Origin of the sequence: Blautia sp. Marseille-P2398 (genome assembly GCF_964240315.1) — a bacterium.
Lineage (GTDB): Bacteria > Bacillota > Clostridia > Lachnospirales > Lachnospiraceae > Blautia_A > Blautia_A wexlerae.
Genome location: NZ_CAXSTD010000002.1, coordinates 100699 through 115426 on the forward strand (window position 1 = coordinate 100699; position 14728 = coordinate 115426).

Below are 14728 nucleotides of genomic sequence, written 5' to 3' on the forward strand. Positions count from 1 at the left end.
AATTACTGATCAATTATACAGGATATGCTCCGTTCTTTTTGTCAGCTGCTTTCTCGTCAACTTTTGTTTTCTGAGCCTGACGGTATTTGAAGAAGTCCATAGCTACCTGTGGGAACAGTGCGTATGTTAATACGTCTTCATCCTGTTCCTTGTACTGAGCCATTTCGCTCTCAAGTTTCTCAAGCTCGTTGTCAAGAAGGTCTGCAGGACGGCATGTGATCGGTTTCTCATCGCCGATGCACTTCTTCTGTACTTCCGGATTAAACGGTTTTACAGTTGCGCCGTATTTTCCTAACAGGATATCTTTTGTTTCTTTTGTAACCATTTTGTATCTCTCGCCCATAAGTACGTTGAATACAGCCTGTGTACCAACGATCTGGGAAGACGGAGTAACAAGCGGCGGTTCACCAAGGTCTTTACGTACACGCGGAACTTCCTCGAGAACATCGTAGAATTTGTCTTCTGCGTGCTGTTCTTTCAGCTGGGAAGTCAGGTTGGAGAGCATACCGCCCGGTACCTGGTACAGTAAAGTTTTGATGTTAACACCAAGGTTCTTCGGATTGAGCAGTCCGCTGTCAAGAGCTTCGTCACGGATCGGACGGAAGTAGTCAGCGATCTCGGAGAGAAGCTTCTGATCAAATCCTGTGTCGTATGGTGTATCTTTGAATGTCTCAACCATAACCTCTGTTGCAGGCTGGGATGTTCCCAGTGCAAATGGAGACATTGCTGTATCGATGATATCTACACCTGCTTCTACTGCTTTTAAGTAAGTCATGGAAGCTACACCTGAGGTGTAATGTGTATGAAGGTCGATCGGGATCTTAACTGTTTCTTTTAATGCTGTAACAAGCTCTGTAGCTTTGTTTGGAAGGAGAAGACCTGCCATATCTTTGATACAGATGGAATCAGCGCCCATATCTTCGATACGTTTTGCAATATCTGTCCAGTATTCCATTGTGTAAGCATCTCCTAATGTATAGGAAAGAGCTACCTGTGCATGAGCCTTCTCTTTGTTTGCAGCGCTTACAGCTGTCTGAAGGTTACGAAGGTCATTGAGACAGTCAAAAATACGGATGATGTCGATTCCGTTTGCAGCAGATTTCTGTACGAAGTATTCTACAACGTCATCTGCGTATGGACGGTATCCAAGGATGTTCTGTCCACGGAAAAGCATCTGAAGTTTTGTGTTCTTGAAGCCGTCACGTAATTTACGAAGTCTTTCCCATGGATCTTCGTGAAGGAAACGAAGGGATGCATCGAATGTTGCACCACCCCAGCACTCTACTGCGTGATAGCCGACTTTGTCAAGTTTATCTACGATCGGAAGCATCTGTTCTGTGGTCATACGTGTTGCGATCTGGGACTGATGAGCATCACGGAGAATGGTTTCCACAATTTTAACAGGTTTTTTCTCTAATTCTGCCATTATTAAATCTCCTTTATAGTTCTGTTTAATCGGATATTCGCAATCCGCTTCGCTACTTGCTCATAACCAAATAGCTGCTCCGCAGCTTATCAGAAGGAGTTGCACTCCTCCTGATACAAGCAAGATAGCTTGCTTGATTTGGTTATACTCCGAAAATAGCCATGAATGTTCCGGCTGCTACGGCTGTACCGATAACACCGGCAACGTTCGGGCCCATTGCGTGCATCAGAAGGAAGTTTGTAGGATCTGCCTCTGCACCCACTTTCTGGGATACACGGGCTGCCATAGGTACTGCGGATACACCTGCGGAACCGATCAGCGGGTTGATCTTTCCATGAGTCAGTTTGCAGAGCAGTTTACCAAGCATACATCCGCCGAATGTACCGATTGCGAATGCAACAAGACCTAAAACTACGATCTTCAGAGTATCTGCGTTTAAGAATGCTTCTGCACTTGTGGAAGCACCTACGGATGTACCCAGAAGGATAACTACGATATACATCAGGGCATTGGAAGCTGTTTCTGTCAGCTGTTTTACAACACCGCACTCTCTGAACAGATTACCAAGCATGAGCATACCAACCAGCGGAGCTGTTGTAGGCAGGATCAGGCAGACAACGATTGTGATAACGATCGGGAACAGGATCTTCTCCAGTTTGGAAACAGGGCGAAGCTGGTCCATTTTGATCTTACGTTCTTTCTCTGTTGTGCAGAGTTTCATGATAGGCGGCTGGATGATCGGAACCAGTGACATATAGGAATATGCTGCCACTGCGATCGGTCCCATCAGTGCAGACTGTCCAAGTTTACCTGCAAGGAAAATGGAAGTCGGGCCGTCAGCACCACCAATGATGGAGATAGCTGCTGCTGCTTTTCCGTTGAATCCAAGAAAGATTGCAAGGAAGTAAGCTGCATAGATACCAAGCTGTGCTGCAGCACCCATCAGGAAGCTGATCGGGTTTGCGATCAGCGGACCGAAGTCTGTCATGGCACCTACACCCATGAAGATCAGGGATGGTAAGATACTCCACTCATCAAGGATGTAGAAATAATGAAGAAGTCCACCTACACCATTAGACATATCTTCCGGATTTGCCATAATGTCCGGATAGATATTTACAAGCAGCATACCGAATGCGATAGGAACAAGCAGAAGCGGCTCGAATCCCTTCTTGATAGCAAGATAAAGGAATACGCAGGCTACTGCGATCATCAGGTAATTGCCCCATGTCAGATTGAAGAATGCTGTCTGGTGAATCAGGTTGGACAATGTTTCTGTTACATAAGACATTTGACTACCTCCCGTCTTAGTTCATTGTTGCTAAAGTATCTCCGTTTTCTACAGAGGCACCTTCTGCAACATCAATGCTTGCGATAGTACCGTCCTGAGGAGCTACTACAGGGATTTCCATTTTCATGGATTCAAGAATAACTACGCTGTCTCCGGCTTTTACTGCCTGTCCAACGCTTGCTGCTACTTTGACAACTTTACCAGGTACGGAAGCAGTTACTTTTACTGCGCCGGCGCCTGCTGCAGGTGCTGCTGCTTTCGGAGCTGCTGCAGGTGCAGCCTTAGGTGCTGCTTTCGGAGCTGCTGCAGGTGCGGATACGCTTCCTGTTTCTTCAACAGTTACTTCATATGCTGTACCGTTTACTGTAATTGTATAGCTTTTCATTTTAAAATCCTCCTAAATAAATGACAATTATCTTCTATTTCTTTTTACTTTACGGATAGAACGAACTACGAAGCCGTCTGTTGTAGTTCCTTCTGCTGCTGCGATGGCTGCTGCAATAACAGCTACCAGCTCTCCGTCATCTGCAAGGTTCTCTTCTGCCTGTGCAGGTGCTGTCTGTGCGATGGCTGCTGCCTCTGCCTCTTTTGCAGCTTTGGCTGCTTTTGCTTCTGCTGCTTTCTTTGCTTCCTGGTTCGGAATAAATCTGAACAGAGAAATCAGAAGGCTTAATAAAATCAGCATTACGAATACAGTTCCAATACCCATCAAAGTATTAAGACCTGCTCTCTGAAGAGTCTTGCCCATACCATACTGTACATCTACAGACATGGAAGTCGGTGTTCCCTTTGAGTCAAAGACATATACAAAGTTTGCATCTGCTTTCTCAAATTTAAGAGGAACAGTAACTGTGTACTGATCATCTTTGAAAGTTACAGTAGTTTCACCATTGCTGTCCTTCTTTGCGCCAAGTTCATCCTTGGATGTCTGCCAGGACTGCATGGCACTTGTTGTAAAGTCATCTCCTGAACTCATGTAATTCTCGATTTCTTTATCTTTAAGCTGGACAATGGCATCTGTCAGTCCTTCTGCTGTAGTTACCAGTGTGGACTTAACAGTATCATCAACCTTATCTGCGGCAAATACCACAGAGGTGCTGCCGATCACCAGCGCAGCCATTACGAGAAATGTCATGAATACAGAAGTTATTTTTTTGATCATTTTCATATGCGTCACCCCGCTTAGACCGTTCCATGTTTCTTAGACGGACGATCTTCTCTCTTTGTGAACAGCATCTCAAATGCACCGATTACATATTTTCTTGTGTCAGCCGGGCTGATCACAGTGTCAACATAGCCTCTTGCTGCTGCGGAAGCAACACCATTCTGAAGCTCTCTGTACTGAGCAGCTTTTTCATTCAGTTCAGCAGCATCTGCATCTGCATACATGATCTTGGCTGCCAGGGAAGCATCCATCATACCGATCTCTGCGTTATCCCATGCATATACAAGGTCTGCACCGATAGATTTGCTGTTCATTGCCACGTAAGCTGTACCGTAAGCTTTGCCGATGATCACATTTACCTTCGGAACAGTTGCATCTGCGAATGCAGCTACCAGTTCACCTACGGATTTCGCCATCATCTTCTCGCTGCATAAGGTTGCCATGAAGCCTGTTGCGTTTGTAAGTGTAAGTACCGGAATATCAAAAGCGTCGCAGAATTTCACGAAATCTGCTGCTTTTCTTGCGCCTCTTGCAGAGATGCTTCCGTCAAATGTTTCTGTTTTCTTGCCTTCTGCGTCATATACTTCGCTTCTGTTTGCAACAGCACCTACTGTAGCGCCGTTTAAACGGATAAAGCCTGTAACCATGTCTTTTGCATAGTCTGCTTTTGTCTCGAAGAATTCACCGTTGTCAGCGATCTGGGAAAGTGCGATTGCTGTGTCACCTGCACAGTTTGCAAGATCTGCGCATACGCGGTTAAGATCATCTGTACACTCTGTGTAATTGTCTGTGTCTTCATTATTAGAAGGAAGAAGTGATACTAAGGAACGGATCTGGCCAAGAATCTCATCCTCTGTACCAACGCCATCGATCACACCTGTCTCTTTGCTCTGGAAATCAGCTGCTGCTGTGTCGCATTTGTCTGTGTTGTTTCCTTCCAGTGCGTTTGGTGTGTTGACGAACATTTTTCCTTTTTTGGATTCCATGAATGTGAAATCTGTCAGGGACGGGATAACTGCCATACCACCGCCGCATGTTCCGAAGATTGCTGTGATCTGCGGGATCACACCGGATGCCAGTGTCTGTTTCAGATAGATCTGTCCGAAAGCTTCCAGTGCGTCTGTTGCTTCCTGAAGACGGATACCTGCACAGTCAACAAGTCCGATAACCGGAGCGCCTGTTTTCATGGCAAGATCATAAAGTCTTGTGATCTTCTTTGCATGCATTTCACCAACAGTACCGTTTAATACAGATGCATCCTGGCTGTATACATAAACCAGTTTGTCATCGATCACACCATATCCGGTGATAACACCGTCAGATGGTGCCTTGTTTGCAGTCATGTTGAAATCTGTGGATCTGGCTGTTACACCCTGTCCGATTTCGACAAAACTGTTTGCGTCAAGCAAAGAAGTAATTCTTGTGCCTGCTAAGCTTTGTGTTGCATTACTCATTCTTGTTTGCCCTCCATCTTTATGAGAATATTTAAAAGTTAACCCAAAAATTTAGCCGATTTTAATTTTACCTTTTCCGGCAGAAAATTTCAACATTTATTTGTCATTTTCGTTAAAAATATAGCAGAAAAATTTGTCAGGTTTCTCCAAATTTTGTTTTTTTGAGTATTTCTTCCTATTTAATAGAGGGTATTACGGTTATTTTGTATTGTCCCGTATTTCACCCTCTCCTGTAAACCAGTGTGTCGACAAGTTGATTTCTTGAACAATCCTGCGTCTGAATTTCTTATTTCTATCCTGCAAGATTGTTTCAAGAATCAACTTGTCGGCACACCAGAGCGTGTTTGAAGTAACTATATCACTCACTTGTCTGCGAATCCGACTGCACGGGTATAAAAGTCTCAGCGCAGCTCGGCGAAAAAATACTATAGCCATACAGGTTCAGCAGGATTTTCCCATGATGTGGATGCAGTTGCGAATGCTTTCATTCAGTACGCAGACAGTGCACGGAAAACCATAGATGTTTTTTATTATATAGCACGAATTATCAATTAGATTTATGGATTATCCCGTTATATAATTAACACATCAAAGAAATTCAGGCCACAGCTAAAGCACTGAACAATTATAGATCCAACAGAAAATTTCAGGAGGAAAGACGTAATGAAAAGCAATTACCAGCATATTTTCACACCACTCACAGTAAAAAATATGACTATCAAAAACCGTATCGTTATGATGCCTATGGGAACCAATTACGGGGAACAGAACGGCGAAATGAGTTTTCTTCACATTAATTATTATAAAGAGCGTGCCAAAGGCGGCACAGGTCTGATCATCGTAGAGAATGCAAGCGTAGATTCTCCGCAGGGTTCCAACGGAACTACTCAGCTTCGTATTGACCACGACAACTATCTGCCACGTCTGTACAAATTCTGTGAAGAGATCCACAAATATGGTACCTGTATTGCGATCCAGATCAACCACGCAGGTGCTTCCGCTGTTTCCGCACGTACAAATATGCAGCCGGTTTCCGCATCTGATGTTCCGTCCAAAGAAGGCGGAGAAATCCCGCGTCCATTATCAGTGGAAGAAATCCATCACATTGTAAAGAAATACGGCGAGGCTGCAAAGAGGGCACAGGCTGCAGGTTTTGACGCGGTAGAGATCCATGCGGGACATTCCTATCTGATCAGCCAGTTCCTCTCTCCTCTTACAAACAAACGTACAGATGAGTTCGGCGGATCTGTGGAAAACAGAACACGTTTCTGCCGTATGGTCATTGAAGAAGTAAGAAAACAGGTCGGACCTTTCTTCCCGATCATGCTCCGTCTCAGCGCAGATGAGCTGATGGAAGGCGGCAACACTCTTGAGGATACTCTTGAATATCTGGAATATGTTCAGGATGAAGTTGATATCTTCGATGTTTCCTGCGGTTTAAACGGTTCTATCCAGTATCAGATCGATGCCAACTACATGAAAGACGGATGGCGTTCCTATATGCCTAAAGCTGTCAGAGAGAAATTCGGCAAACCATGTATCTCCATGGGAAATATCCGTAACCCGAAGGTTGCCGAGCAAATCCTCGCTGACGGCGATGCAGACCTGATCGGTATGGGACGTGGTCTTATCGCAGAACCTGCATGGGTAAACAAAGTAGCTACAGGCAGAGAATGTGACCTTCGCAAATGTATCTCCTGTAACATCGGATGTGCAGGAAACAGAATCGGCTTTAACCGTCCGATCCGCTGTACTGTAAACCCGGCTGTTCTGGAAGGTGATGTTTATAAGAATCAGAAAGTGAACAAAAACTGTAACGTTGTAGTAATCGGAGGCGGTACTGCCGGACTGGAAGCTGCCTGTACAGCCGCAGAAGTAGGCTGTAATACCTTCCTTCTGGAAAAGGGTGAGACTCTTGGCGGTCTTGCTTCTGTGATCTCTAAGATCCCTGCAAAGAAGCGTCTGGCTGATTTCCCGAACTATCTGATCCACAGAGCAGAGCAGCTTGAGAATCTTTATATCTTCACAAACACAGAAGGAACACCGGAAAATATCCGCAAGTTCCATCCGAACCTGATCGTAAGCTCCACAGGTTCCGCACCACTGCTTCCTCCGATCAGGGGACTTCACGACCGCATTGACAAAGAAGGCAGCAAGGTTGCTTCTATCCTGGGAATGATCAATCACATCAATGACTATCCGGAAGATATGACAGACAAGAAGGTTGTTGTTGTGGGCGGCGGCGCTGTTGGTCTTGATGTTGTGGAATTCTTTGCAGCAAGAAATGCTGAGATTTCTATTGTGGAAATGATGGATCAGATCGGACGTGACCTGGATCCTGTTACAAAGAATGACATGAAGGACCAGATGAAGAAACATCATGTGACCCAGCTTACAAAGACAGCTCTTCAGGAAGTAAAAGACAGCTCTTTCCTTGTAAGAGATGCAGAAGGTGAACGCGAGCTTCCATTTGACTACGGATTCGTATGCCTTGGTATGAGAGCTCAGGGACAGCTTTTCGCAGAGCTTTCCGATGCTTTTGTTTCTGATGATGTTGAGATCCTGAACATCGGAGACAGCAAACGTGCAAGAAGGATCATCGACGGAACTCTGGAAGGAAGAAATATCCTTAATACACTGACTCAGATGGGATACCTTCAATAAAAACCTTTACAACAAAATACGAAAGGGGATATTATAATGGCTGAAAGAATTACCGGACATACTGAATTAATCGGTCTGATGGCTTACCCGATCCGTCACTCCAGCTCTCCTGCAATGCAGAATGAGGCTTTTGCAAAACTCGGGTATGACTACGCTTACCTTGCTTTCGAGGTTGGCGCAGATGAAATTGAGGATGCAGTAAAAGCAATCCGCACTCTGAAAATGAGAGGCTCCAATGTTTCCATGCCAAACAAAACTCTGGTTGGAAAATACCTGGACGAGCTTTCTCCTGCAGCAGAATTATGCGGTGCTGTTAATACGATCGTAAATGACAACGGTCATCTTACAGGTCATATCACTGACGGTATCGGATTTATGTCTGCCCTGAAAGATAATGATATTGATGTGATCGGAAAGAAAATGACTATCGTCGGTGCAGGCGGTGCTGCCACTGCTATCGAGATCCAGGCTGCTTTGGACGGCGTTGCCGAGATCACAATCTTCAACCGCAGGGATGAATTCTGGGATCGTGCAGTATCTACAGTAGAGAAGATCAACACAAAGACATCCTGCCATGCAGTTCTTTATGATCTGGCAGATCTTGATAAACTGAAAGCTGAGATGGATGACAGTTTTATCTTTGTCAATGCTACAGGTGTGGGAATGAAACCACTGGAAGGACAGTCCGTTGTTCCGGACAAGTCTTACTTCCGTCCTGAACTGATTGTTATTGATGTTCCTTACTCTCCGCTGGAAACAAAGATGCGTTCCATGGCCAAAGAGGTAGGATGCAAGACAATGAACGGTCTGGGAATGATGTTATTCCAGGGTTCCGCTGCATTTGAGTTATGGACAGGTGAACCAATGCCTATCGAACATATGAAAGAGATTCTTCACATCTCCTATGATGACTGATACCCCGGTTATTCTTAATATGATAAGAAATATGAGGATAAGAAAATGAACACAGTTCAGGTAAAAAACACTGTGATCGGTGAAGGCAGACCTAAGATCTGCATTCCGATCGTTGGAAAAACAAAAACAGACATTCTCGAAGAAGCCAAAAAGATCACTGCTCTTCCGGTTGATGTGGTTGAGTGGCGTGTTGACTGGTTCGATGATGTCTTTGCTACTGAAAAAGTATTAGAAACCGCAAAAGAGCTTCGGGAAGTCTTAAAAGATATCCCTGTTCTCCTTACATTCCGTACTTCCAAAGAGGGCGGGGAAAAAGAGATTTCCGTAAGTGATTACGCTGCTTTAAATATCGCAGCTGCTCAGAGCGGTTATGTAGATTTAATCGATGTAGAAGCATTTACAGGCGATGATGTTGTAAAAACGATCATTGACGCTGCTCATGAGGCAGGTGTGAAGGTAATTGCTTCCAACCATGATTTCTTTAAGACTCCTGAGAAGGAGGAGATCATCAGACGCCTTCGTATGATGCAGGATTTCGGTGCTGATATTCCGAAAATGGCTGTTATGCCGACCTGCAAACAGGATGTTCTTACGCTCCTCTCTGCTACTCTGGAAATGTCTGAGAAATATGCAGACCGCCCGATCATTACCATGTCCATGGCAGGAACAGGCGTTGTAAGTCGCCTGACAGGTGAGACATTTGGCTCCGCTCTCACTTTCGGTGCTGCTTCCAAAGCTTCTGCTCCGGGACAGGTCGGTGTGCATGAATTAAAAAAGGTGCTGGATATCATTCACAGTAGCCTGTGATCTGTTGATGAATGATGTGATATCAGATGTTATTCTTGCCCATAGTTGTCTGATATCACTCATATCTGACAGCAGAAGAGTATTATCTTATAATATCTTATGTCATCTTATGAAATGGCAATAGATATTAATCAAATCAAGCAAATCCCCTGCCTCAATTGCGAGCAGCAGGGGATTTGCTTGATTTGGTTAAGGTATCTGGGGATAATTCAAAATATGGCTATTCTTGACTTGTAAATAGTATAACATTGCTTATATTCCAGCGCCAGATTGCGGGAATGGTTTTTCAAGTACGCGCCAAGGAACTGATAATATGATTAGGAGTGACTGTATATGAGATAAGCGCTGTGGCGGTCAACTGTAATTCGCTTCAAGGATGACCGTATTTAATATAAGCGCAATCTCGGTCAACTGTAGTTCACTTCGGGGATGACCGCATTTAATATAAGCGCAATCTCGGTCAACTGTAGTTTGCTTCGGGGATGACCGCATTTAATATAAGCGCAATCTCGGTCAACTGCAATTCGCTTCGGGGATGACCGCATTTAATATAAGCGCAATCTCGGTCAACTGTAATTCGCTTCGGGGGTGACCATATTTGAGATAAGTGCAATTGCAGTCAACTATAATCAAAATTATAGTTGACCTAAAATAGAAATTGAAAAATAAAGTCAATGTAAATGATATTTTGGTTGATCCTATTGAGCATATGTAAAATCTCAATCAACTCATACATGAATATCTCTTTTGAGAAATTTTCCTAATCTAAAAAAGGCTGCCGGATAATACGACTATTTCCGACAGCTCTTTTTTAACAAAAATAGCGAATTTCTCCAAAATGGTTTAACCACTCATCAATAATATCCGAACTATTGGCTTCTATCATCCTGCGGCATTTAAAATGCCTCCTTCCTGCGAAAATTCAATAATAAGATGAGCGTTATTTCTGATTAATTGTTTAAAATATGCCATCTCTGTATCAGAATATCCCTCAATATCCTCCCACTTATAATCAGGAAGCCAGCATGTGGCATTGTGAAATCCTCCAAATTCATCAGGAGTTTCTATATAGACTTTTACTTTCCCATCTGCTTTCATTTCCGAATGAGTAATTTCAGTATTATCATTCAATGTCATAAACGGATACATCATAATTGCATTCACCCCTTCTTCATCTAATTTACCTGATTATAACACAGATTCCATTAATCATCTATGATTTTTCTCAAGGGGATTCCAGTTGGACAGGAAGATATTCAGTCCGAAGCCTACTGCCAGTGCCCATGCAGATGCCCATGCGGTTCCCTGGGTTGCGAGGACTGCTGCCATTACGCCTGAGATCATCTTGTCTCTGTCGCTCTTGCAGTAGTCCATACCGATCCTTGCACATACAAATGCCTGGAACATCAGAGTGATAGAAGATCCTACTCCGAAAATGGGGCGGAAGAAACTTACTACAGGAATGATCAGCACGCTTAAAAAGGTAGCCAGTCTGAAAGAAGCCATTCCTCCGAGAAGAGATTTCATCGCTTTCTTTCCTTCTTTATAACGCATGGATACGGATACAGTCATTCCAACCCATAACGGACCGGAAAGGGGAGGAAATGGTGCGATGATGGACAGGATCAGGTTTCTCAGACCACTGACCAGATTGGAACGGCTGGAATTGAAATCAATATACTCATCATCTCTTGCCTGACGTGCCTCTGATACAAGGGTCTCTGTAGTAACAAAATCACCAAATGCAATAACATAGCACACCAGTGCCAGCGGCAGTGCTTTGATAAACATAGATGCAGGAGGAATCCCTACGCCAAAGATGCTCACCTGATCAATGATATCTTTAAACTGAGGAATCTTGATAAAAGTACCAATCTCCAGTCCCGGGGCATCCAGTTCGCCAACCAGAAGTCCTACTACCATTGCGATAAGATAGGGGAAAAGATTTCCGTATCTCGCAACAAGATCAAGAAACTTATTTGTTTTTCTCTTCTCCTGATATTTGTCAGAGAAGCTGATCAGGATCAGGAGGCCTACACCTGCAACAATAGCCAGAGGATATTTGTGCATATTTCCATTCTCACCCAGCTGTCCTGCCATAACTGTAACAGGTGCTGCAAGAAGGATTCCGCCTTTGACAGAATTGGGAACTGCATGAACAAATTTATCCGCCAGTCTGGTCACACCCATAAAAATAAATACCAGACCTACCAGCATCTGTAGTGCGATCATAGCCTGTATTCGCTCTTTTCCCATGGGGAAGCCTTCCAGAAATACAATAGTCAGCGGCAGGGTCGGTGTGATCCACCCCGGTACTACCGGATCGCCAAGCAGACTGTGAAGCAGATAAAGGAAGGTTTCAATAATTACACAGCTCCACGCCAGCTCATAAGGAAGCCCCAGATACTGCTCCAGATACGGAACAGCAGCCAGCGCAGTAACGCCCAGGATCAGACCCTGAATGAACTCAACAGATTCTATCTTGTAGTGTATGAATGGAAGTCTTATCTGAAATGGTCCAAAGGGGATGTAGGGCAGTTCATTTTCTCTTCTTTGTGTTCTTGTATTTGCCATACAAATTCTCCTTTTCAGTGAATTGTTAGATTACTTCTATGTTTTACCTTGTATATTCTATCTTTTTGTTAATTTTTAGACAATCATGATTTTAATAAAATCCAATCCCACCGGAAAAAATCTGAAACTTGTAACGTCCAAACATATCTTCAGTTGGATTGGATTTTAATAATTTTTTATTTCAAGGCATAGCGGTAGCTACGACACCCGACAACAATGCGAAAATAAGAAATTTAGATGTGAGATTATTCAGGAAATCAACTTGTTGGCACACTGCCTTACTGATTTCTGCTTTTCTTTACAAAAAGAGCGAGCAGGATACCGACGATGGTCACTGCCATGTTCAGAAGAAGAATCATTCTCGGAGCGCTGCTTCCGCCAACTTTGGTAATGTACCCTGCAAGGCTTAAGATTGTGTAGTTCGCGATGCTGGATGCGATCATTACCAGTGAGGTTGCTGTTCCTTTGTTCTCGGGGAAGAACTCTGCTGTTGTGGAAACTGCCAGCTGGAGAACACCGCCTGCACCTGCATATCCGATCACAAAACCACCTACCAGACAAATAAACGGAGCCTGGATAAAGTAGCAGAGAGCCAGCATAATTGTAGAGATTAACGGATAGAGGATCAGGACGTTAATCTCTTTCAGACCTTTTTTGATAAATGCTGCTGTTGCAAGGATGGCAGTTGCAGTTCCCAGGGCATACAGGGACTGAATCTTTGAAGGGTCTGCCATACCGTAGGAACGGGCAAGTTCCTGATTACAGTTCAGCCATAACATAAAGGTTGAGGAGCTGGTGAATCCGATCAGGATTGCTGCGATCGCTGCAGGGGAAATCTTGTGTCCGGATTTCTTCTTATCAGCTTTAGCCTGTACTTTCTTCTCTCTCTCAGGGAAAGGAAGAATCAGGATCAGGATTCCGTCAATGAGGATTGCAATACCTGCAACAATAAAGATTGTCTTATATGACATATTTGCAGATGCTACGATTCCGATCAGGAATGGAAGCAGGAACTGGCTCAGGCAGATGGAAAATTTTGTAAACAGGTTGGCTACTGACGGGTTGTTTACATAGATTTCCATACAGGTAGGGCTTACGCAGGTATCGAGGAAAGAGTTCGCGATTCCGCCGATCACTGCAAAGGCATATCCCATTGCCATGGATGTGGAATTGGCCATTCCAAAGAAGTATGCTACATAACAGAGCACACCGATAATTCCGCTCAGTTTTCTTCCGTATTTGTCAGACAGAGGACCGGAGAAAGGAAGAGAAATCAGACGCCCCAGTCCAAGTGCTGCAATTACAGATACTACCATACTTACATCCAAGGTGCCATCAGCCAGGGGCTTCGCACCCCAGGCAGCTGCAAACTCCGGTTTGTACTGCCCCAGGATAGAAGCACCGATTCCATGGATGAAATAAGTGAAATATGCTGCAAGGGAGGTGAAAATGAGCATTTTATTTGTTTTCTGTTTCATTTTGGTCTCCTAGGTTATTATTACTTGTTTTCGTTTTCTTCCTGGAATTTCTGGTATTCAGCTGTTGGCATTTCCAGTCCTGTGTAGAGTTTGTAAGCTGCAGCTCCCTGCCATAACAGCATTCCTTTTCCGCCGATTGCAAGCTTGCAGCCTGCTTCTTTGGCTTCTTTTACCATTCTTGTTTCAGCAGGATTGTAAACAACGTCTGCTACTACAAGGTCAGGGCGGAACATGGATTTATCTTTGATCAGAGTAAGCTCTTCGTGAGGTTTCATTCCTGCAAGTGTTGCGTTTACGAGGATGTCTGCGTTTGCAACCTCTTCTTTCAGTTTTGCCTCATCTGCCAGATCAAATACAGAAACTTTACAATCCGGTGTTTCTTTGCTCAGTTTCTCTGCTGTGGACTCTGCACGTGCAAAGAATGGGTCTTTCGGATTGAAGATAGAAATGGATTCTGCTCCGTCTAATGCACACTGTACCTGGATTGCTGTTGCAGCACCGCCTGCACCGAGAACTACCATTTTTTTGCCTTTTACGTCAACGCCATGTTCTTTTAAGTTGCGGACAAATCCGATACCGTCTGTGATATGTCCTACTAATTTGCCGTCTTCATTAACGATTGTGTTAACTGCACCGATGATTCTTGCTGCAGGTGAAAGCTCATCCATGTGTTTTGCAACTTCGTTCTTGCATGGCATTGTTACGTTTGCGCCTCTCATTTTGAAAAGACGGATTGCATCCAGAGCAGCCGGAACCTGGTCTTCCTTGATGTCAAACGCCATGTAAGCATAATCAAGGTTGTGATAACGGAAGCTGAAGTTATACATTGCCGGTGATCCTGAGTGTCCTACCGGGCTTCCGATAAGTGCCATTAATCCTGTTGTTCCTTTAATTCTCTGTTCCATTTCCTTTTTGCCTCCTGAATTTTTTTGTAAAATCATTTTCAAGCTGCTG

The 14728-nt window shown here is 44.1% G+C and carries 12 protein-coding genes; 3 read left to right on the forward strand and 9 right to left on the reverse strand.

Going from position 1 to position 14728, the window contains the following annotated elements; translation table 11 throughout:
• Positions 1-13 precede the first annotated feature (13 nt).
• The 5 genes from ACESZG_RS03115 to ACESZG_RS03135 all read right to left on the reverse strand — a co-directional run bounded on the left by ACESZG_RS03115 (position 14) and on the right by ACESZG_RS03135 (position 5336).
• On the reverse strand, positions 14-1426 hold the full coding sequence (locus tag ACESZG_RS03115) for an oxaloacetate decarboxylase subunit alpha (RefSeq protein WP_025578367.1): 1413 nt from the start codon (positions 1424-1426) through the stop codon (positions 14-16).
• Positions 1427-1568: 142 nt separating this feature from the next.
• Positions 1569-2717 carry a sodium ion-translocating decarboxylase subunit beta gene (locus tag ACESZG_RS03120; protein WP_008704466.1) on the reverse strand — a complete coding sequence of 383 codons (1149 nt, stop codon included), beginning with the start codon at positions 2715-2717 and terminating at the stop codon, positions 1569-1571.
• Between the two features lie 16 nt (positions 2718-2733).
• On the reverse strand, positions 2734-3102 hold the full coding sequence (locus ACESZG_RS03125; RefSeq protein WP_008704467.1) for a biotin/lipoyl-binding carrier protein: 369 nt from the start codon (positions 3100-3102) through the stop codon (positions 2734-2736).
• A 27-nt stretch (positions 3103-3129) separates the two neighbouring features.
• The gene (locus ACESZG_RS03130; RefSeq protein ID WP_373217527.1) at positions 3130-3885 is read right to left on the reverse strand and encodes an OadG family transporter subunit; all 756 of its coding nucleotides are present in this window, start codon (positions 3883-3885) and stop codon (positions 3130-3132) included.
• Positions 3886-3899: 14 nt separating this feature from the next.
• Positions 3900-5336, reverse strand: coding sequence for an acyl-CoA carboxylase subunit beta (locus ACESZG_RS03135; RefSeq protein WP_008704469.1), 1437 nt, complete (start codon positions 5334-5336; stop codon positions 3900-3902).
• Positions 5337-5999: 663 nt separating this feature from the next.
• Between ACESZG_RS03135 and ACESZG_RS03140 the strand changes: the two genes are divergently transcribed.
• From ACESZG_RS03140 to aroD, 3 genes are read left to right on the forward strand one after another with little or no spacing between them, the layout of a single operon-like run.
• Positions 6000-8000, forward strand: coding sequence for an FAD-dependent oxidoreductase (locus ACESZG_RS03140; protein WP_373217529.1), 2001 nt, complete (start codon positions 6000-6002; stop codon positions 7998-8000).
• A 36-nt stretch (positions 8001-8036) separates the two neighbouring features.
• On the forward strand, positions 8037-8915 hold the full coding sequence (locus tag ACESZG_RS03145) for a shikimate dehydrogenase (RefSeq protein WP_161233654.1): 879 nt from the start codon (positions 8037-8039) through the stop codon (positions 8913-8915).
• Positions 8916-8960: 45 nt separating this feature from the next.
• Complete coding sequence (aroD, locus tag ACESZG_RS03150; RefSeq protein WP_173680965.1) at positions 8961-9722, forward strand: type I 3-dehydroquinate dehydratase; 762 nt, start codon at positions 8961-8963, stop codon at positions 9720-9722.
• Between the two features lie 882 nt (positions 9723-10604).
• On the opposite strand, the gene ACESZG_RS03155 is transcribed toward aroD, so the two are convergent.
• The 4 genes from ACESZG_RS03155 to aroE all read right to left on the reverse strand — a co-directional run bounded on the left by ACESZG_RS03155 (position 10605) and on the right by aroE (position 14679).
• Entirely contained in the window at positions 10605-10874 is a 270-nt protein-coding gene (locus ACESZG_RS03155; protein WP_368211069.1) for a hypothetical protein, read from the reverse strand.
• A gap of 57 nt (positions 10875-10931) precedes the next feature.
• On the reverse strand, positions 10932-12296 hold the full coding sequence (locus ACESZG_RS03160) for a hypothetical protein (protein WP_368211068.1): 1365 nt from the start codon (positions 12294-12296) through the stop codon (positions 10932-10934).
• Between the two features lie 278 nt (positions 12297-12574).
• Positions 12575-13774, reverse strand: a complete 1200-nt coding sequence (locus ACESZG_RS03165) for an MFS transporter (RefSeq protein WP_373217532.1) — start codon at positions 13772-13774, stop codon at positions 12575-12577.
• Positions 13775-13794: 20 nt separating this feature from the next.
• A complete protein-coding gene (gene aroE, locus ACESZG_RS03170; protein WP_118633080.1) occupies positions 13795-14679 on the reverse strand; it encodes a shikimate dehydrogenase in 885 nt (294 codons plus the stop codon).
• Positions 14680-14728 lie beyond the last annotated feature (49 nt).